This is a genomic window from Pseudomonas sessilinigenes, assembly GCF_003850565.1.
GTDB lineage: Bacteria > Pseudomonadota > Gammaproteobacteria > Pseudomonadales > Pseudomonadaceae > Aquipseudomonas > Aquipseudomonas sessilinigenes.
Genome location: NZ_CP027706.1, coordinates 224865 through 244642, shown reverse-complemented (window position 1 = coordinate 244642; position 19778 = coordinate 224865). Strand labels below are relative to the sequence as shown.

Below are 19778 nucleotides of genomic sequence, written 5' to 3'. Positions count from 1 at the left end.
CAGGAGTGACTCGATGCCGCAACGTCCCAACTTCCTGGTGATCCTGGCCGACGACCTGGGCTTTTCCGACCTCGGCGCCTTCGGGGGCGAGATCGCCACGCCGAACCTCGATGCCCTGGCCTTCAACGGCCTGCGCCTGACTGATTTCCATACCGCCCCGACCTGCTCGCCGACCCGCTCCATGCTGCTCACCGGCACCGACCACCATATCGCCGGGATCGGCACCATGGCCGAGGCCCTGACCCCGGAACTGATCGGCAAGCCGGGTTACGAGGGCCACCTCAACGACCGGGTAGCGGCCCTGCCCGAACTGCTGCGCGAAGCCGGCTACCAGACCCTGATGAGCGGCAAGTGGCACCTGGGGCTGACCGTGGACCGCGCGCCCCACGCCCGGGGCTTCGAGCGCTCTTTCGCGTTGTTGCCCGGGGCGGCCAACCACTATGGTTTCGAGCCCACCTACGACGAGCACACTCCGGGCCTGCTCAAGTCCACCCCGGCGCTGTACATCGAGGACGATCGCTTCCTCGACGGGCTGCCCCAGGGGTTCTATTCCTCCGATGCCTTCGGCGACAAGCTCTTGCAGTACCTCAAGGAGCGCGACCAGAGCCGACCGTTCTTCGCCTACCTGCCGTTCTCGGCGCCCCATTGGCCGTTGCAGGCCCCTGAAGAGATCGTCGCCAAGTACCGCGGGCGCTACGACGCCGGCCCCGAGGCCCTGCGCCTGGAACGGCTGGAGAAGCTCAAGGCCCTGGGGCTGGTGGACGCCCAGGTCGAGCCGCACCCGCTGATCGGCCTGGACGTCGAGTGGGCCGCCCTCAGCGATGATCAGCGCCAGCGCTCGGCCCGGGCCATGGAGGTGTATGCGGCGATGGTGGAACGCATGGACTGGAACATCGGCCGGGTGGTGGATTACCTGCGCCAGCAGGGCCAGCTGGACAACACGCTGATCCTGTTCATGTCCGACAACGGGGCCGAAGGGGCGCTGCTGGAGGCTTTCCCCAAGTTCGGCCCGCAGCTGTTGAGCTACCTGGACCAGCACTACGACAACCGCCTTCAGAATATCGGCCGGGCCAATTCCTATGTCTGGTACGGACCGGCCTGGGCTCAGGCCGCCACCGCGCCGTCGCGGCTGTTCAAGGCCTTCACCACCCAGGGCGGGATTCGCGTGCCGGCGTTGCTGCACTACCCGCAGTTGCCGCTCAAGGGACAGGTCAGCCATGGCTTCGGCACGGTGATGGACATCACCCCAACCCTGCTGGACCTGGCCGGCGTGCGCCATCCGGGCAAGCGCTGGCGCGGGCGCGATATCGCACCGCTACGGGGCAAGTCCTGGCTGGGGTTCCTGTCCGGCGAGACGGCGCAGGTGCATGACGAGCACACGGTCACCGGCTGGGAGCTGTTCGGCCGCCGGGCGATCCGCCAGGGGCAATGGAAGGCGGTGTACATTCCAGGCCCCGTGGGCCCGGCCACCTGGCAGTTGTACGACCTTGGGCGCGACCCGGGGGAGATCCACGACCTGGCCGGCAGCCACCCGCAAAAGCTGCAAATCCTGTTGCAGGAATGGCAGCGCTACGTGGACGAGACCGGGGTGATCCTCAGCGAGTCGCCGTTCCAGCCGGATTGATCGCGGCCGGGCAATCGCCATCGCGGGCAAGCCTCGCTCCTACGCCAGTGGGTAGGTGCGAGGCTTGCCCGTGATTGGCCCTCAACCAACACACCTCAAGCCTTCACCCCCTGCACCGCCTCCGTCGCCGCCTGCTCCTTGGCGGCGAAGCGATTGGCCCGCGTGAAGGTGCCCAGGTCGTTGAAACGCACGCCCATCTGCGCCATCACCCGGTGGGCCACCGGCGCGGTCATCTGGCGGATGTAGAAAGGCTCCTTGACCACGAAGTGGTGGATGCCATGGGTGCTGCCGAAGTTGAAGCAGAACGCTTGCAGCGGCCACATCCACCAAGGGTTAAGCACCTGGGTCTGCTGGATCACGTTGCCCGGCTCGACATCACCGTAGTAGTGCATGTTGGAGCTGACGAAGTGCAGGCAAAAGGTACGCAGCACGTTCGGGCCAACGATCACCACCACGGCGATATCGATCACCTGCATCAGCGCCTGGGTGCTGGCCGACCACTCGATGGAAGTGCCCAGCAGCGCAGCGACGCCGTTGGCCCCATGGAAGCCGAGAAACACGTACCAGGCGCCCCAGTGCAGCTGTGCCAGCGGGGCATAGGCCGCCATCAGGCGGGCAAAGCGCTTGAGCTTGGCCTTCCAGCCGGGCGTGTGGAGCGTATGGACGAAGGCCGAGACCATGTTGTCGCCCACCATCAGCAACCGTACGACGCCCCAAGGCTCGCCGTTGGTGATGCCACGTTCTTCGAGATCGCCCGCGGAGCCCGAGACCTTGTGGTGGTTCAGGTGCAGGTGGCGGCGTATCCAGGGGTTGATGGTGCTCGGCCGGGCCAGCCAGACCAACCCCATCATCAGGTTGTGGGGCAACCGCTGCTTGCGAAAGTACATGCTGTGGATCAGGTCGTGCTCCAGCTCGTGGGTCAGCGAAGCGAAGAACGCATTGAGCAGCAGGCAGGCCCACCAGGCCAGCTGACCATTGAGATAGAGCGCTGCCGAACCGACCATGCCGGCCAGGGCGAAGGCCAGGATTGCGGCACCCAGGGCATCCTGGTGACGCAACACCGGGTAGCGCCTGCGCAGTTCGTCCCCCCGGCCCATGACAACCTCGCGAATGTGAGCGGCTCGCTGTTGCGCGTTCATCCGTTCGGGGCTTGCGGAAATACCCTGCATGATTCCATCCTCTGGGTCAGTGATGTGTGCATCCTGCCCCGGGCCCTGGCCCCGGGCGCTAGCCGTAAACGCCAACCTGTTGACCGGACGCGCCAAACGCATGACCGAAGCCACCTCTCTCGCCAGCTGGACCCGCGCTCTGCGCAAGCAGCTGGATGCCCTTGACCTGGATAGCGGCGCATTGTGCCGAGAGGCCGGGCTTGACCCCCAATTGATGGACAATCCCAACGCGCGCTACCCACTGTCGGCAACCACTCGTCTGTGGCAGCTGGCGGTCCAGGCCAGTGGCGATCCGGCCATTGGCTTGCGGGTGTCGCGCTTCGTCAGCCCTACCACTTTCCACGCCCTGGGGTATGCCCTGGTGGCCAGCGGCAGCCTGCGGGAAGTGTTCGAACGCATCCTGCGCTATCACCAGGTGGTCAGCGATGCCCTGGTCCCGCAGTTGATCCGCGAAGCGGATCGCTACCGGTTCGTCCTGAAGATGCCCGAAGGCGCCCAGCAGCCGGCATTCGAGGCCATCGATGCGTTTGCCGCGATCCATGTACGCACCTGCCGTAGTCGCCTGGGGCGCGACTATGCGCCCATGGCCGTGCACCTGCGGCGTCCGGAGCCCAAGGACCCCAGCCAGTGGCACCGGGTGTTCCGCTGCCCAGTGCATTTCGCGGCCAGTGAAGATTGCCTGGAGTTTCGCGTGCAGGATTTCGAGAGCCACCTGGACGACGCCAACCCGGAGCTGGCCGAACATAACGAGGAGGTGCTCAAGCGCGCCCTGGCACAGTTGCGACCTCTGACCTGGGAGCGCAAGGTGCGCGAGGTGATCGAGACCCAACTGCCCGATGGCGAGCCGTCCGCCGAGCGGGTGGCCCAGGCCCTGCACCTGAGTTTGCGCAGCCTGCAACGGCACCTGGCGGACGAAGGCACGCGCTTCGACACCCTGCTAAACGAATGCCGGGAAAACCTCGCCCTGCTGCACCTGCGGGACCCGGGTTGCTCCCTGGGCGAGATCAGCTACCTGCTGGGATTCGCCGACGCCAGCAGCTTCAGCCGGGCCTTCAAGCGCTGGACCGGCATGACCCCCGGGCAATTTCGCGACGGCCTGCGCTGATCCCCCGAACCGCCCCTGACCTGCATAGAACCAGGCACCGCCAGATGGCGGCTCGTGCCGAGCCGTACGCAGCCTGCGGCAGCGGCTACACGGAGTTGGCGAGCGCGCGCAGGCGTTCGGCGTCGAGGATCTCGATCTCGCCGTAGCTCAGGCGCAGGATGCCCTGGTGTTGCAGGTCCTTGAGGATCTGGTTGGTGGTCTGGCGCGACAGCGAGAGCATCAGCGCCAGCTGCTCCTGGGGCAGTTGCAGCAGGCGCCGGCTGTGGGTCACTTCGCCATAACCGGCGGCCATCGCCAGCAGGCGGTTGGCCACCCGCGCCGGGGCCGGCATCAGGCTCAGTTGCTCCAGGTTGATGAAGGCCAGGCGCAGCTTGTGGCTCATCAACAGGGCGAACTGGCGCCAGTAAGCGGGATGTTCGTCCAATAGCCGCTCCAAGCTCGCCTGGGGTACCTGGAGCAAGGTACAGGCGCCCTCGGCGCAGGCATCGTGGGTACGCGGCTGACCATCGAACAGGCAGATCTCGCCGAACCAGTGGGGCGCCTCCACCAGGCTGAGCAAGGCCTCCTTGCCCTGCTCGCTGACCGCGCCGACCCGCACCATGCCTTCGACCACCGCATACAGGCCGCAGGGCGGATCGCCACGGCGAAACAGGTACTGCCCCGGCGCCAGCCGCCGCAGGCGGGCACCGTCGAGCAGACTATCCTGTAGAGAGGCCGGCAAGTGGCTGAACCATTGGCCGGTCATCAGGCATTCACGCCATCGCTGCATATCCATGGACCGTGTTTCCCCAGGGCATCGCCATGATTGTCGCCTAGCCGACAGAACCGTGATCGGGCGTCCGGCATGATCCAGCCACCCCAACGGAGGAACAACAATGAAAAGCCTCGTCGATCATCTCAGTCAATACGCGACCTATCACCGCGATCCGCGCAATATCGCCAGCCACTTCATCGGCATCCCGATGATCGTGGTCGCCGTGGCCGTGCTGCTGTCCCGTCCGGCCTGGCCGGTGGCCGGGCTGATGCTTTCGCCAGCGCTGCTGCTGGCCCTGTTCTCGGCGGTGTTCTACCTGCGCCTGGAGCTGCGCCTGGGGTTACTGATGAGCGTGTTGATGGGGCTGTCGGTATGGATCGGGCAAGTGCTGGCGGCCCAAGCCACCGGGCTGTGGCTGAGCAGCGGCCTGGGGCTGTTCGTATTGGGCTGGGTGATCCAGTTCATCGGCCATTACTACGAGGGCCGCAAGCCGGCCTTTGTCGATGATCTGTCGGGCTTGATCATCGGGCCGTTGTTCGTGGTAGCCGAACTGGCGTTCCTGCTCGGGCTGCGTCATGACCTCAAGCAGCAGGTCGAGGCACGGGCGGGGGGTGTGCGGGCCAATCCGAAGCGTGCTGCGATCTAGATCGTTAGCGCGGACAAGCCTCGCTCCTACAAAAAGCCGATCGTGTGCTTCTGTAGGAGCCAGCGGGCGACGATCCGTCTTGCCCGCGCAGCTTTTGGCTTTTAGAGGTTGGCGACCTTCTGCCAGACCTTGGGCTTGAAGAACAGGGTCTCGCCCTTGGCCAGGCCCACCAGGCTGTCATGGTCCTTCACCACTTCGGCTTCGATCAGTTCACTCTGGCCCTCGACCTTGAGGGTCACCCGGGTGGTAGCGCCCAGTGGGCGGATATCACGGACCTGGGCGGCATGGTGATCTTCCAGTTCCGAACGCGACAGCGACACTTCATGGGGCCGGAACAGCACATGCTCGTCCTCTCCCAGGTGCAGGCGGTTGGAATCACCGAGGAAGTGATAGACGAAATCGCTGGCCGGATTCTCATAGACCTCGCCAGGTGAGCCGATCTGCTCGATCACGCCCTTGTTCATCACCACGATGCGATCGGCCACTTCCATGGCCTCTTCCTGGTCGTGGGTGACGAACACCGAGGTCAGGTTGATGTCCTCGTGCAGCCGCGCCAGCCAGCGACGCAGCTCCTTGCGCACCTTGGCGTCCAGCGCGCCGAAGGGCTCGTCCAGCAACAGCACCTTGGGCTCCACCGCCAGGGCCCGGGCCAGGGCGATACGCTGGCGCTGGCCGCCGGAGAGCTGCTCCGGATATCGATCGGAGAGCCAGTCCAGCTGCACCATGTTCAGCAGTTCATGGACCTTCTCGGCGATCCGGCTTTCGCTGGGGCGCTGGTTCTTGGGCTTCATGCGCAGGCCGAAGGCGACGTTGTCGAACACGCTCATGTGGCGGAACAACGCGTAGTGCTGGAACACGAACCCGACGTTGCGATCGCGCACATCGTGGCCGGAGACGTCCTCGCCGTGGAACACGATGTTGCCGGCATCGGGCGTCTCCAGGCCGGCGATGATCCGCAGCAGGGTGGTCTTGCCGCAGCCCGAGGGGCCGAGCAGCGCCACCAGCTCACCGCTGTGGATATCCAGGTTGATGCTGTTCAGGGCCTTGAAGGCGTTGAAGTTCTTGCTGACGTTACGGACTTCGATCGACATGTCTTATTCCTCCGCGGCGCTGGCGCGCAGGCGGTTGATTCGGGATTCGCTCCACTGCTTGAGCAGCAGGATGAACAACGCAAGGATCAGCAACAGGCTGGCCACGGCAAAGGCGGCGACGTGGTTGTACTCGTTGTAGAGGATCTCCACGTGCAGCGGCAGGGTGTTGGTGACCCCGCGAATGTGCCCGGAGACCACCGACACCGCGCCGAACTCGCCCATGGCCCGGGCGGTGCAGAGCACCACGCCGTAGATCAGGCCCCATTTGATGTTGGGTACGGTGACGTGCCAGAACATCTGCCAGCCGTTGGCCCCCAGCAGGCGCGCGGCCTCTTCTTCCTGGGTGCCCTGCTCCTGCATCAGCGGGATCAGCTCGCGGGCGACGAAGGGTACGGTGACGAAGATGGTGGCCAGGACGATGCCCGGCAGGGCGAACACGATCTGGATGTCGTGATCCGACAGCCACGGACCGAACAGCCCCTGGGCGCCGAACATCAGCACGTAGACCAGGCCGGCGATCACTGGCGACACCGAGAACGGCAGGTCGATCAGGGTCACCAGGATGCTCTTGCCACGGAACGAGTACTTGCTCACGCACCAGGCAGCGCAGACGCCGAACACCAGGTTCAGCGGCACCGAGATCAGCACCGCGATCACCGTGAGCTTGAGGGCCGACAGGGCGTCGGGCTCGAAGATCGCGTCGAAGAATGCACCCAGGCCAAGCTTGAGCCCCTGGGACACGACGATGAACAGCGGCAGTAGCAGGAACAGGGCAAAGATCAGCCAGCCCAGGCCAATCAATACCCGCCGCGAAGTGGCGTTGCCACGGCGGGCGGCGTTGGCCGACGAGGCGGCGATGGACGATTGGGACATGGTTCGCGCCTCCTTATGGGGTTTCGATGCGCCGCTGCAGCAGGTTGATCAGCAGCAGCAGGATGAAGGACACCACCAGCATCAGCACGCCGATGGCAGTGGCGCCGGTGTAATCGTACTGGTCGAGCTTGACCATGATCAGCAGCGGCAGGATCTCGGTCTTCATCGGCATGTTGCCAGCGATGAAGATCACCGAACCGTACTCGCCCACGCCCCGGGCGAAGGCCAGGGCGAAACCGGTGAGCCAGGCTGGCAGCAAGGCCGGCACCAGGATATGGCGGAACACCTGCCAGGGCTTGGCGCCGAGGCAGGCGGCGGCCTCTTCCACTTCACGGGGGATGTCCGCCAGCACCGGCTGCACCGTGCGCACCACGAACGGCAGGGTGACGAAGGTCAGCGCCAGGGTGATGCCCAAGGGCGTGTAGGCGATCTTGAAGCCCAGGTCGGTGGCGAACTGGCCCACCAGCCCGGTAGGCGCGTACAGCGCGGTCAGGGCGATGCCCGCCACCGCGGTGGGCAAGGCGAAGGGCAGGTCGATCATCGCATCGATGATCCGCCGCCCGGGGAAGCTGTAGCGCACCAGGACCCAGGCCAGCAGCGTGCCGATCAGGCCGTTGATGATCGCCGCGCACAAGGCGGTGCCGAAGCTGAGCTTGAGGGCCGCGAGCACCCGGGGCGCCGAGACGATGGCCCAGAACTGGTCCCAGGTGAGTTGTGCGGCATGGACGAACATCGCCGCCAGGGGGATGAGCACAATCAGGCTGAGGTACACCAAGGTGTAGCCCAGCGTCAGCCCGAAGCCGGGTATGACGGGGGAGATACGACGCGACATAAGAGTCCTTGGTTGAACGCAGGTGAAACGCACGAAGCCCCGAAGTGATTCCGGGGCTCCAAGCGATGGCGGTTAGAGTGGCTCCTCCTGTTACTGGGCCTGGTAGATCTGGTCGAACACGCCACCGTCATTGAAGAATTTCGGTTGGGCAGTTTTCCAGCCGCCGAAGTCCTTGTCGATAGTCACCAGCTCCAGTTTCGGGAACTGCTGGGCGTATTTGGCCGCCACGTCCTTGTCCCGTGGACGATAGAAGTTCTTCGCCGCGATCTCCTGGCCGGCCGGGCTGTACAGGTGCTTGAGGTAGGCTTCGGCGATCGCCGTGTTGCCCTTCTTCTCGGCGTTCTTGTCCACCACCGCCACCGGCGGTTCGGCGAGGATCGACAGCGACGGCACGACGATGTCGAACTTGTCGGCGCCACCGTCTTCCTTGAGTGCCAGGAAGGCTTCGTTTTCCCAAGCCAGCAGCACGTCGCCCTGGCCGTTGTTGACGAAGGTGATGGTCGAGCCACGGGCACCGGTATCCAGCACCGGTACGTGCTTGAACAGCTCTTGCACGTAGTCCTTGGCCTTGGCTTCGCTACCTCCGGCCTTCAGGCCGTAGGCCCAGGCGGCCAGGAAGTTCCAGCGGGCGCCGCCGGAGGTCTTCGGGTTGGGGGTGATCACCGAGACGTCCTTCTTGATCAGGTCGCCCCAGTCCTTGATGCCCTTGGGATTGCCCTTGCGCACCAGGAACACGATGGTCGAGGTGTAGGGCGTGCTGGCGTCGGGCAAGCGCTGCTGCCAGTCCGCCGGCAGGGTCTTGCCGAGCTTGGCGATTTCGTCGATGTCGCCGGCCAGCGCCAGGGTCACCACGTCGGCGCGCAGGCCGTCGATCACCGCCCGGCCCTGCTTGCCCGAACCACCGTGGGATTGCTGGATCTTCACGTTGTCGCCGGGGTGCTCCTTCTTCCAGAAGCTTACGAACTCGGCGTTGTAGTCCTGGTACAGCTCGCGGGTCGGGTCGTAGGACACGTTGAGCAGCTCATAGTCCTTGGCTACGGCGGAACCGGCAAAAACGGCGCTGGCGAGGGCAGCCAGGGCATAACGGCGAATCGACGACATGGTAGAGCTCCCGAAATTTTCTAATGTGCTGGCATTTTTCTTATGGCGAATCAGGCTCGCATTCGCGGGCGAACGCTGGGGGACGAACTGGGGGTCATGGGTGACGCCCTCCGGTTGACCAGTCGGGCCTCTCGCTCGCGAGAGGGTGATGCGCGATTCAGCTGGGCTTGTTGCCGGGTTGCTGCAGGCGGAATTTTTCCTTGCGCTCGATCTGCACGACCTGGGCGTTGTGCACGGTGATTTCCACTGCCCCGAAGCGCAGGTCCCGCAGTGCACTTTGAATTTCACGCAAGATGGTTGCTTCGTCCTGTCCGTCGACGCTACGTAGAGATGCGCTCATGGTGTTGCTCCTGAGTGGGATGTGCCGTGCAGTGGCGGCACTGCGGGTGGCGTGGAGCAATAGTAGATAGGCAGGGATATTCTTAAAAATACTATTTAAGAATGTTTATATAACCAGCGGAAATTATTCGACGGGGCGCGCAGTTACGGGCCCCATGGGTCCATGGCTAGCCTCTTGCGGCCGCTACGCGAAGCACCTGTAGCCGCTGTCGAGCACAGCGAGGCTGCGACCGGGTGCGCAGCGCCCGCCAGCTGCATCAGGCGCATCAGAGGATTTGCGGGGCGTTGTCCCAGTCCAGCAGCGAGGCCGGCATCGGCCGGCCGAACCAGTAGCCCTGGCCCAAATCGCAGCCATGGTCGAGGAGGAAGCGGGCCTGCTCCATCTGTTCGATACCTTCGGCATGGACCTGCATGCCCATGCTCTGGGCCAGGGCCACGATGACCCGGGAAATCGCCGCATCGTCCTCGTCCCACGGCAAGCCGGCGACGAAGCCCTGGTCGATCTTGAGCTTTTGCACCGGCAGGCGCTTGAGCCGCAGCAACGACGAATAGCCGGTGCCGAAGTCGTCGATGGCCAGGCGGATGCCCAGCTCCCGCAGGCGGTGCATCTGCTCCAGGGCCACCTCCGGGTCGTCCATCAGCGCACTCTCGGTGACCTCCAGCTCCAGGTAGGCCGGGTCCAGCCCGGTGTCGTGCAGCACCTGGGCCACCTGCTGGTACAGCTCGCTGCGCGCGAACAGGCGGGTCGAGACGTTCACCGCGATGAACGACAGCACCACGCCCTCGGCCTGCCACTGGCACATCTGCCGGCATGCCTCGCCCATGACCCAGGCATCGATCTCGGCAATCATCCCGGTGCGTTCGGCGATGGGGATGAACTCCGCCGGCGGCACCAGGCCCCGGTGCGGGTGCTGCCAGCGCACCAGGGCCTCGACGCCCACCAGGCGACTGCTGGCCAGGTCGTGCACCGGCTGGTAGTAGACCCGCAGCTCCTGGCGGTCCAGGGCCCGGCGCAGTTCGAAGGCGATCTCCACCCGCTGCTGGGCGTGGGCAGTGAGTTCCTCGGTATACAGGGCATAACCATTGCGCCCGGCGCTCTTGGCCTTGAACAACGCGGCATCGGCGTTGCGCAACAGCTGGCTGGCGCTCAAGGCATCGCTGGGAAACAGGCTGATGCCGATGCTGGCGTTGATCAGCACCTGGTGGCCATCCAGCTGGAATGGCTCCTTGAGACCATCGAGGATGCGCTGGGCCAGGGCCGCCGCCTGCACCAGCTGCGGGCAGCTTTCGGCCAGCACGGCGAACTCGTCGCCGCCCAGGCGCGCCAGGGTCACGCCCGGGCCGAACATGTCGCGCAGGCGTTGGGCAAAAGCCTTGAGCAACTGGTCGCCGACGTTATGCCCGAGGCTGTCGTTGACCATCTTGAAGTGGTCCAGGTCGATCATCAGCATGGCGCAACCGCGCTTGTGGATCTGCGCCGAAGCCAAGGCCTGTTCGGCGCGGTCGGTGAGCAGCAGGCGGTTGGGCAGGTCGGTCAGCGGATCGTGGTGGGCCAGGTGCGCCAGCTCGTGCTCGGAGTCCTTGATCGCGCTGATGTCGGAGAATACCGCCACATAGTGGGTGAGTTCGCCCTGCTCATCGTGGATCGCACGGATGGTCTGCCACTGTGGATAGATTTCCCCGCTCTTGCGCCGGTTCCAGATTTCCCCGCTCCACTCGCCGCTCTGGCGCAACGCACCGAACATCGCCTTATAGAAGTCCACCGAATGATGGCCGGACTTGAACATGCTCGGCTGGCGCCCCAGCACCTCCTCGCGCTGGTAGCCGGTGATCTCGATGAAGGCACGGTTGACGTGGACGATCTGCCCCTGGGTGTCGCTCACCAGTACCCCCTCGCGGGTACAGTCGAAGACCGCCGCAGCCTGGCGCAGGCGCTCGCGGTCCTTCTGCTGGTGGCGCAACCAGCGATCGGCGCCCAGCACCCGCAGCAAGCGGGCACGGGCAAAGAAGATCAGCACCGCACTGACCAGGGCCCAAGCGTAGCAACTGGCCCGTTGCCAACGAGCCTCATCCGGAGACCCATCGAAGAAACTGCTCAATAAATAACCACTGAGCTGGAGCCAAACCAGGGACAGCAGCAGGTAGAGCAAGGCCGCACGCAAGCCATTGCGATAAGAAACCGACATAAGCCCGTCTATTTCCACACGAAAAGTTTGGGATTATAGAGGAAGAAACATCCCGCCACTCTTATCTGAAAGGGCGACTGGTTTTCTCGACGTGCTTAGTGATAATGCCTGGGCTGTTTTTTCTCTATCGAGGGCCTTATCGCCTATGTGGTATGAAGGTTTACTTGGCTTGTCCGCCTGGCAACTGGTGGCAGTCACCCTGTTGATGACCCACGTGACCATCGTCGCGGTCACGGTCTATCTGCATCGCTATTCCGCGCATCGCTCCCTGGAGCTCAATGCCGGGCTCAAGCATTTCTTCCGTTTCTGGCTGTGGCTGACCACGGCGCAGAACACCCGCGAGTGGACCGCGATCCATCGCAAGCACCACGCCAAGTGCGAGACGGTCGACGACCCGCACAGCCCGGTGATCAAGGGCCTGTCCACGGTCATGCGCAAAGGCGCCGAGCTGTATCGCGAAGAAGCCCGCAACCCCGAGACCCTGCGCATCTACGGCAAGAACTGCCCGGAAGACTGGATCGAGCGCAACCTCTACAGCCGCTACAAGCTCGGTGGCGTGGCGCTGATGGCGGTGATCGACCTGCTGCTGTTCGGCACCATCGGCATCACCATCTGGGCGGTGCAGATGATGTGGATCCCGTTCTGGGCCGCCGGCGTGATCAACGGCCTGGGCCATGCCGTGGGCTACCGCAACTTCGAATGCCGCGACGCGGCCACCAACCTGGTGCCGTGGGGCATCATCGTCGGCGGCGAAGAGCTGCATAACAACCACCACACCTACCCCAACTCGGCCAAGCTGTCGGTGAAGAAGTGGGAATTCGACATGGGCTGGGGCTGGATCAAGCTGTTCAGCCTGCTGGGCCTGGCCAAGGTCCAGCGAGTGGCGCCCATCGCCCATCGGGTCGAAGGCAAGGGCCACCTGGACATGGACACCGCCATGGCGATCCTCAACAACCGGTTCCAGATCATGGCCCAGTACCGCAAGCTGGTGATCGGCCCGCTGGTCAAGCAGGAACTGGCCAAGGTCGATCACTCGGTGCGCCACCAGTTCCACCGCGCCAAGCGCTTGCTGTCCCGGGAAACCAGCCTGCTGGAAGACCGCCACCACCTGCGCATCCAGAACATGCTGGAACACAGCCAGGCATTGAAGGTGATCTACGAGAAGCGCCTGGCGCTGCAACAGATCTGGGTCAAGACCAGCTCCAACGGCCACGACATGCTGGCCGCGATCAAGGACTGGGTCCACGAGGCCGAGGCCAGCGGCATCCAGTCCCTGCGGGACTTCGCCAGCCAGCTCAAGACCTACTCCCTGCGTCCTAGCGTCGCCTGATCCACGCCCCTCGCCACGGCATTGGCTGTGGCGAGGGGGCCGGTGCCCTGCTCCCCCCCTCCAGAGCCTCGACCGTCCGGCGTATCGCCCGGGCAGCCGGGAACTTCATGTTCCATCCTCTATCTCAAACAACACTTCGCCATCCAGGCGGGCTTGGTTGTAGCCGCTGTCGAAGCGGCACGCCCTTCGAGATATGTGCCGATGGTCAACAAGAATCCAGACATTCCATCTTCGCTCCCCCAGTGGCCCGAGGCCGCGCAAACCCTACTGGCCCTGATGCATGCCCAGGGCGAAGTCGCCCGCCTGACCGAACGCGAGCAGCTGTTCAGCTCGCTGCTGGTCAGCGTCAACGCAGTACTCTGGGCCCTGGACTGGAGCAGCCGCCAGGTGCTCTACGTCAGCCCGGCCTATGAACGCATTTTCGGGCGCCCTGCCGGCCTGTTGCTGGCGGACTACAACCAATGGCGCGACAGCATCTATCCCGACGACCTGGAGTACGCCGAGCGCAGCCTGGCCCAAGTCCTGGAGAAAGGCGCCGTGGAAGACCGCGAGTACCGCATCATCGATGCCGCAGGCCAGGTGCGTTGGCTCAGCGACAAATGCTTTATCAACCGCAATGCCGAGCCCGGGCAGCGCCTGATCGTGGTGGGTATCGCCGAGGACATCAGCGAAAAGAAGCAGCTGGAGGCCGAGCTGCAGCGCCTGGCCACCACCGATGCGCTGACCCAGAGCAGCAACCGCCGGCACTTCTTCGAATGTGCCAACCGCGAGTTCGAGCAGGCCCGCCTGCAGGGTTCGCCGCTGTCTTTCCTGCTCTTGGATATCGATGACTTCAAGGTGATCAACGACACCTACGGCCATCCCGAAGGCGATGTGGTCCTGCAGCGCATCGCCGAGAGCGGGCGCGCCGCCCTGCGCCGGGGCGACCTGTTCGGGCGTATTGGCGGCGAAGAATTCGCCGCCCTGTTTCCCGGTTGTGCCGTCGACATGGCGCGCCAGGTGGCCGAGCGCCTGCAACGGGAAATCCAGCGCCAGCACTTCAGCCACCAGGGCCAGGCCTTCAGCATCACGGTCAGCCAGGGCCTGACGGGGCTGCTGGCGGAGGACGAGAGCCTGGACAGCCTGTTCGCCCGGGCCGACGCGGCGATGTACGAAGCCAAGCGCCAGGGCAAGAATCGCATCGTCAGTGGCTGATTCGCCGTCCGGGCCGGGCTAGACTGCGGCCCCCATGGCAATGGCGGCCCGCGCCGGACGCACGACCCGATGAACGAAGAACAACTGCTCAAGCGCATCAACAGCAAACGCAATGGTTGTCGGGGCAAGCGCCTGGTGTGCTTGCTGATCGGCGTGGCCCTGGTGGTGTTCGGGCTGGCCCTGGCCGTCAAGCTCGGGCCCCATCCAGCGCAGTTGCTGACCCTGCTGGCCGCCTGGCCGTTCTTCTACCTGGCCTTCCTGGCCGAAGACCAGACGGTCGATGGCTGGTTCGCGCTGTTCGAGCTTCTGGGCAACTGACCTCACTCACCCCTTGCGCAGGCGACTCAGCTCCGGCAGGCCGACCTTGAGCAGGCGCGCGGTCTTGCCCCGGGCCACTTCTTCCACTCCTTCCGAGGCTGGCAGGCGAGCCAACTGGCCGGCCAGGTTCATCACCAGGGCCTCGCGGGAATAGACGCCACCGCCGAGCTGATACACCGAGGCGATCAGCTCGCGCAGCTCCAGGGGCATGCGCCAGCGGGTGCGCAGGGCCGAACCGTAGGCGGCGCCAAAACGCTCCAGGGCATCTCCGACCTCCTCCTGATCGTCCAGCTCACCGCCCGCCTGCTTCCACTCTTGCAGGCAGCGCAGCAACGCCAGGTCGCCCAGGCGGTGCAACAGGCCGGCGCAGTAGCAACGCTCCTGGTCCAGGTCCAACAGGCGCGCCAGGGTCCGCCCATACTCCGCGGTGTGCAGCGACAGCCCCCAGTAGCGCTCGGCATAGTCGGCCAGGGCCGGATCGCTCAGGCGGGCACTGCGCTTGAGGGTCAGGCCGAGGATCAGGTTCATGCTCTGCCCGGTGCCGAGCCGCTGCAAGGCCTGGGACAGGGTCTGCACGCCGTCGCCATGGTGCTGGGCAGCGCTGTTGGCAGCGGCGATCAGCACGGCGGTGACTTGCGGGTCGGTGCGGATTTCTTCCTCCAGCAGGCGCAGGTCCAGCCCTTCGGGGTGCAGGCTGCGCTTGACCGCCAGTTGCACGTCGGTCAACAGGGGCGCGCCGTCGGCCAGCTCGCGGCGGTGTTCGAGAAAGCTGTACAAGGTCGTACCGGGCGTCAGGCTCGGGACCTCGCAGGAGACCTCCTGGCCAGCGTCCAGCAGCAAGCCCTGCAGGCGCTGGGTCAGGCCTTCCATGTTCAGGGGCTTGGTCAGGTAGGCAGTAGGCGCCAGGGGCAACGCCTCGCGCACGCTGGCACTGTCGCTACGCACGCTAAGGAGAATGAACGGCTGCAGCGGGTTGCGCTTGCGCTGGCGCACCGCCCGCAACAGCGCCAGGCCATCGATACCCGGCAGCTCCCAATCGGCAATGACCAGGTCGTAGGGCTTGGCGCTGAGCAGGTCCATGGCTTCCTGGCCATCGGCACACAGGTCCAGGCGCGCATCGCAGCGTACGTTGAGCAGCACTTGGGTCAGCAGGTCGCGGGACCAGGGATCGGCCTCGGCGATCAGCACGCGAGGTACAGCAGGTAGATCGACAGCGGTCATGCAGCACGCTCCGGTAACTATGGGTGCACCTTAGTCAAAGCCGCCGGATTCATACAGCCAAAAACACCGATGGCCTCGCAAAAACCGGGAAAAGTGCCCGGTAAACACCTCCCAACACATCAGCCCTTTGCATCGAACCCTGCGCACCAGAGCCCTGGAGCGACTTGCGGGGAAGGTCGTTGCGTGAAAAATAAAAACGTTATAATGTTTCATTCGAGAACAGTTCTCACACTTGGATCGAGTGTCAACGACGTTTTCAGCCTGGACAGAGCAAGGCTCATCGACGAGCCACGGCAGGCCGGTTGGACAGCGGCGAACTTCATGTTTCGTTGAGTTAAGGGACTACAGATGAACCAGTTGTACGGATCAGCACAACGTTGTGCGTGCACGGTCTTGGCCGGAGTGTTTTCAGCCTGTTGCAGCCTGCCCGCCGTCGAAGCGCAGGAAGTCCGGGAAGAGCGCAAGGCCGCTCCCTTGAGCCTGGACACCAGCCATATCGTCGCCCCGCCCCTCAACGATGCCTACGAGGTGAATGCCGGGGCCTTCGGCGCCAAGACAGCCATGGAGATCCCCCTGGTCATCCAGAGCTACGACGCCAAGACCATCGCCGACTCGTCGGCGCGTACCGCCGTCGATGTGCTGAGCCTGGACCCCTCGATCCTCAGTGCCTCCGCCGGTAGCGGTTTCGACAATTTCCGCCTGCGCGGCTTTGCCATGGACAACTTCAACACCATCCGTCGCGATGGCCTGGCATTGGCCCCGCACCATGACTTCCCCCTGGAGAACGTGGAGCGCATCGACGTACTCAAGGGGCCGTCGGGCTTCCTGTACGGGGTCAACTCCCCTGGCGGCACGATCAACTACATCCCCAAGCGCCCGACCCTCGATCCCTTGCTCAACCTGACGGTCCAGGGCTCGTCCCTGGCCGGGCGCTACGTCGCCATCGACAACAGCAACTCCACCGCCGACGGCGCCTTCGGCTATCGCCTGAATGCCGGCTACGAAAAGAACGGCGACTACGATCACGCCCGGGACATGGAGCGCAAGTTCATCGGCCTGGCCACCGACTGGCGCTTGAGCGACCGTGCGCTGCTGCAACTCAACGGCGACTGGTCGTGGAAGTCCACGGTGGCCGATCCCCTGCTGCGGGCTGACCAGAGCCACCGGGCCAACCCACTGGATGCGTCCAGCTACGTCAGGCCGCCGAAGATCAACCGTCGCGACCTGCTGACCGGTTCCTGGTTCCGCCACCAGACCGAGGGCAAGAACCTCGACGCCAAGTTCGAATACACCCTCAGCGACAACTGGACCTCCATCACCCAGGCCAACTATTCGCAGGTCGAGCGCCACGGCGGCTACAACGACCTGTTCAACATCCAGCCCAATGGCGACATCGGCACCGCCGACCTCTATGTTTCCCGTGGCGAGGTGTTCAGCACCTGGTCGCTGCAGTCCTACCTGGCGGGCAAGTTCAACACCGGCAGCCTCTACCACGATGTGTTCCTGGGCACCGGCTACAAGCAGTTCAAGGACCGTAGCCCGGCCTGGGACGATATCAACAGCGCCAATCCCGGGGTTCGCGTCAGCGACGTTTCGGTGGGCAACATCCGCCACCCGGTGCAGCCGCCCAAGCATCATTTCGGTCCGGAGAACGACATCGAGTTCGTCTCGCGGATCAAGGAAAGCTCGGTCTTCGCCAGCGACCTGGTGTCTCTCAACGAACAGTTCCAGGTGCTGCTCGGCGGGCGCTACATCTGGTACCGCGCCGATCATCTGTCGGCCAACGCACTGCCCCAGCGCCATGACGTGTTCGTCCCCAGCGGCGCCCTGATCTACCGCCCGCTGGACAACCTGATGACCTACGTCAGCTATTCGCGCGGCCTGGAGAAAGGCGACTACGCGCCCTGGAATGCCACCAACAAGAACCAGCCCACCGATGCCATCGAGTCCGAGCAATACGAAGTCGGGCTCAAGGCCGAGATCGACTCACGCGCAAGCCTGGGCCTGGCGCTCTTCGAGATCCGCCGCAATGCCAGTTACCTGGACACCAACAACACCTTCGTCAGCAAAGGCCAGTATCGCCACCGGGGCATCGAGCTCAACCTCAGCCACCGGCCCACCGACTCACTGACCCTGGACGCCAACCTGGCCTACCTGGCAACCCGCCTGGAAAACGTGGACGACCTCAGCGTCGCCGGCAATCGCACCGAAGGCGTGCCGAAATGGAAAGGGTCCTTCGGTGCCCAATACCAGCTGCAACGCATTCCCGGCCTGTCCCTGGACAGCACCTTGAGCCTGGTCGGCAGCCGTCCGGTGGATGCCCAGAACAGCGGCTACATCCCCGGCTATGCCCTGCTCGACGCGGGCGCCAGCTACCGCACCCGACTAGGCGAAACGCCGGTGACCTATCGGCTCCACGGCAAGAACCTGACCAACACCTATTACTACGCCAGCACCTATTACCAGGGCGGCCTGGAAGTGGGACGCGAACGCGAGGTGTTCCTCTCGGCGCGCTTCGAATTCTGACCTGACACGGCGTCGGCACAGGGTTGCCGGCGCCAGCGCCTCTGCCAAGGATGAAAACGCCAGTCATGCACCTGCCTTCACGCACCAACGCCAGCCAGCCTTCCAACCCATTGGCCAGCCTGCGCCATGCTCGCGTCGACGACCTGCTGCGCCAGCACCCGGCAGCCCTGCACGACCTGGTGCAGGGCCTGGGTTCGCCCCTGCACCTGATGCTGCCGCAGGTGTTCGTGGAGAACATCCGCCAGTTCCAACGCACCTTCGACCAAGCACCAGCCACGGGCACGCTGCTATTCGCGAAAAAAGCCAACAAGGCCGACTGCCTGATCCAGGCCTGCTCCCAAGAGGGCATCGGCGTTGACGTGGCCAGCGTCGGCGAGCTGGAAAAGGCCCTGGGCGGCGGCGTACCGGGCCATGCCATCGGGGTCTCCGGCCCGGAAAAAAGCGAGCGCTTGCTGGCGCTGAGCCTGAGTCACCAATGCCTGTTGGCCATCGATTCGCCCAGCGAGTTGCAACGCCTGCTGCACCTGGCGCGCCACCGTGACCAACAGGCCCGGTTGTTGTTGCGTTGCCTGCCCGAGAGCCAGCCCGAGAGCCGCTTTGGCCTCGACCCAGGGCAGTGCGCACAGGCCATTGCGCTGTGCCGGGAGCATCCCCGCTGGTTACGCCTGATGGGGTTTTCCTTCCACCTCGGCGGTTACTCCAGCGAGCAGCGCGCCCAGACCGCCAATCGCTTGCTCGACCTCTGCGTGAGCACCCGCGCGGCGGGCCTGGAACATTGTCGACGCCTGAACCTGGGGGGCGGCCTTGCCGTGCGGTACGTCAGCCCCGGGGCCTGGGCCCGCTTCCTCCAGCAGGACCGGCCCAACCACTACCACGGTGCCCGCACCTTCAACGGCTTCTATCCCTACGGCGCACCGCGCGCCACTGCCGACGCCCTGGCGGACATTCTCGCAACCCCGGTGGACACGGCCATGACCCTGGCGCAGAAGGCCGAGCGGCACGCCATCGAGTTGATGATCGAGCCCGGCCGGGCCCTGCTCGACCAGGCCGGCATCAGCGCCTTTCGCGTCCAGGGGGTCAAGGACCGGGGTGACGGCTACGCGCTGGTCACGGTGCAGGGCAGCAGCTTCAGCCTCTCCGAGCAGTGGTTCAACAGCGAGTTCCTGCCCGAGCCCTTGCTACTCCCCGCCGAGCCCCGCCCGGCCGCGCCCTTTCTCGCCTGTGTCGGCGGCTCGACCTGCCTGGAGTCCGACATGCTGACCTGGCGCAAGATCCGTTTCGACCAACCGGTACGCCCCGGCGACCTGCTGGTCTACCTCAACACCGCCGGCTACCAGATGGACTCCAACGAGTCGCCGTTTCACGAGGCCCGGTTGCCCTACAAGGTCGTCATCGAACTCGACGGCCCCACCCTGCGCTGGAAGCTCGATGGGCTGGCGTGAGGTTTTGCTTGCCAACAAGGAGTCAGG

17 protein-coding genes are annotated in these 19778 nt (G+C 64.7%); 8 read left to right on the top strand and 9 right to left on the bottom strand.

Annotated elements, in window-relative coordinates; genetic code table 11:
- Window positions 1–13 precede the first annotated feature (13 nt).
- The gene (locus C4K39_RS01085; protein ID WP_124345467.1) at window positions 14–1624 is read left to right on the top strand and encodes an arylsulfatase; all 1611 of its coding nucleotides are present in this window, start codon (window positions 14–16) and stop codon (window positions 1622–1624) included.
- Between the two features lie 95 nt (window positions 1625–1719).
- Here C4K39_RS01085 and C4K39_RS01080 read toward each other — a convergent pair whose 3' ends face one another.
- Entirely contained in the window at window positions 1720–2793 is a 1074-nt protein-coding gene (locus tag C4K39_RS01080) for a fatty acid desaturase (RefSeq protein WP_124345466.1), read from the bottom strand.
- Window positions 2794–2893: 100 nt separating this feature from the next.
- Between C4K39_RS01080 and C4K39_RS01075 the strand changes: the two genes are divergently transcribed.
- The gene (locus C4K39_RS01075) at window positions 2894–3898 is read left to right on the top strand and encodes an AraC family transcriptional regulator (protein WP_068580065.1); all 1005 of its coding nucleotides are present in this window, start codon (window positions 2894–2896) and stop codon (window positions 3896–3898) included.
- Window positions 3899–3983: 85 nt separating this feature from the next.
- On the opposite strand, the gene C4K39_RS01070 is transcribed toward C4K39_RS01075, so the two are convergent.
- Complete coding sequence (locus C4K39_RS01070) at window positions 3984–4673, bottom strand: Crp/Fnr family transcriptional regulator (protein WP_124345465.1); 690 nt, start codon at window positions 4671–4673, stop codon at window positions 3984–3986.
- A gap of 100 nt (window positions 4674–4773) precedes the next feature.
- On the opposite strand from C4K39_RS01070, the gene C4K39_RS01065 reads away from it, so the two are divergent.
- Complete coding sequence (locus tag C4K39_RS01065; RefSeq protein WP_068580061.1) at window positions 4774–5298, top strand: Mpo1 family 2-hydroxy fatty acid dioxygenase; 525 nt, start codon at window positions 4774–4776, stop codon at window positions 5296–5298.
- 101 nt (window positions 5299–5399) lie between these two features.
- Here the strand turns inward: C4K39_RS01065 and C4K39_RS01060 are convergent, their stop codons facing one another.
- The 6 genes from C4K39_RS01060 to dibA form a co-directional block, all read right to left on the bottom strand.
- Window positions 5400–6389 (bottom strand): sulfate/molybdate ABC transporter ATP-binding protein, encoded by a 990-nt coding sequence (locus C4K39_RS01060; protein WP_068580058.1) that lies wholly within the window; start codon window positions 6387–6389, stop codon window positions 5400–5402.
- A 3-nt stretch (window positions 6390–6392) separates the two neighbouring features.
- Complete coding sequence (gene cysW / locus C4K39_RS01055) at window positions 6393–7262, bottom strand: sulfate ABC transporter permease subunit CysW (RefSeq protein WP_124345464.1); 870 nt, start codon at window positions 7260–7262, stop codon at window positions 6393–6395.
- A gap of 13 nt (window positions 7263–7275) precedes the next feature.
- Window positions 7276–8094 (bottom strand): sulfate ABC transporter permease subunit CysT, encoded by an 819-nt coding sequence (gene cysT, locus C4K39_RS01050; protein ID WP_022643505.1) that lies wholly within the window; start codon window positions 8092–8094, stop codon window positions 7276–7278.
- 90 nt (window positions 8095–8184) lie between these two features.
- The gene (locus C4K39_RS01045; RefSeq protein WP_068578886.1) at window positions 8185–9195 is read right to left on the bottom strand and encodes a sulfate ABC transporter substrate-binding protein; all 1011 of its coding nucleotides are present in this window, start codon (window positions 9193–9195) and stop codon (window positions 8185–8187) included.
- A gap of 157 nt (window positions 9196–9352) precedes the next feature.
- Window positions 9353–9535, bottom strand: coding sequence for a sulfur starvation response protein OscA (gene oscA, locus C4K39_RS01040; protein ID WP_022643503.1), 183 nt, complete (start codon window positions 9533–9535; stop codon window positions 9353–9355).
- 265 nt (window positions 9536–9800) lie between these two features.
- A complete protein-coding gene (gene dibA / locus C4K39_RS01035; RefSeq protein WP_068578888.1) occupies window positions 9801–11720 on the bottom strand; it encodes a phosphodiesterase DibA in 1920 nt (639 codons plus the stop codon).
- 145 nt (window positions 11721–11865) lie between these two features.
- Between dibA and desA the strand changes: the two genes are divergently transcribed.
- The 3 genes from desA (at window position 11866) to C4K39_RS01020 (ending at window position 14562) form a co-directional block, all read left to right on the top strand.
- On the top strand, window positions 11866–13050 hold the full coding sequence (desA, locus tag C4K39_RS01030; protein WP_068578890.1) for a delta-9 fatty acid desaturase DesA: 1185 nt from the start codon (window positions 11866–11868) through the stop codon (window positions 13048–13050).
- Between the two features lie 201 nt (window positions 13051–13251).
- Complete coding sequence (locus C4K39_RS01025) at window positions 13252–14244, top strand: GGDEF domain-containing protein (RefSeq protein ID WP_068578892.1); 993 nt, start codon at window positions 13252–13254, stop codon at window positions 14242–14244.
- A 69-nt stretch (window positions 14245–14313) separates the two neighbouring features.
- Window positions 14314–14562, top strand: a complete 249-nt coding sequence (locus tag C4K39_RS01020; RefSeq protein ID WP_068578894.1) for a hypothetical protein — start codon at window positions 14314–14316, stop codon at window positions 14560–14562.
- Between the two features lie 6 nt (window positions 14563–14568).
- On the opposite strand, the gene C4K39_RS01015 is transcribed toward C4K39_RS01020, so the two are convergent.
- A complete protein-coding gene (locus C4K39_RS01015; RefSeq protein WP_068578896.1) occupies window positions 14569–15783 on the bottom strand; it encodes a response regulator in 1215 nt (404 codons plus the stop codon).
- 348 nt (window positions 15784–16131) lie between these two features.
- Here C4K39_RS01015 and C4K39_RS01010 point away from each other — a divergent pair, with 348 nt between their 5' ends.
- Together C4K39_RS01010 and C4K39_RS01005 are read left to right on the top strand one after the other, a co-directional pair.
- Window positions 16132–18309 (top strand): TonB-dependent receptor, encoded by a 2178-nt coding sequence (locus tag C4K39_RS01010; protein ID WP_124345463.1) that lies wholly within the window; start codon window positions 16132–16134, stop codon window positions 18307–18309.
- A gap of 65 nt (window positions 18310–18374) precedes the next feature.
- Window positions 18375–19751 (top strand): alanine racemase, encoded by a 1377-nt coding sequence (locus C4K39_RS01005; protein WP_124345462.1) that lies wholly within the window; start codon window positions 18375–18377, stop codon window positions 19749–19751.
- The last annotated feature ends 27 nt before the right edge of the window (window positions 19752–19778 follow it).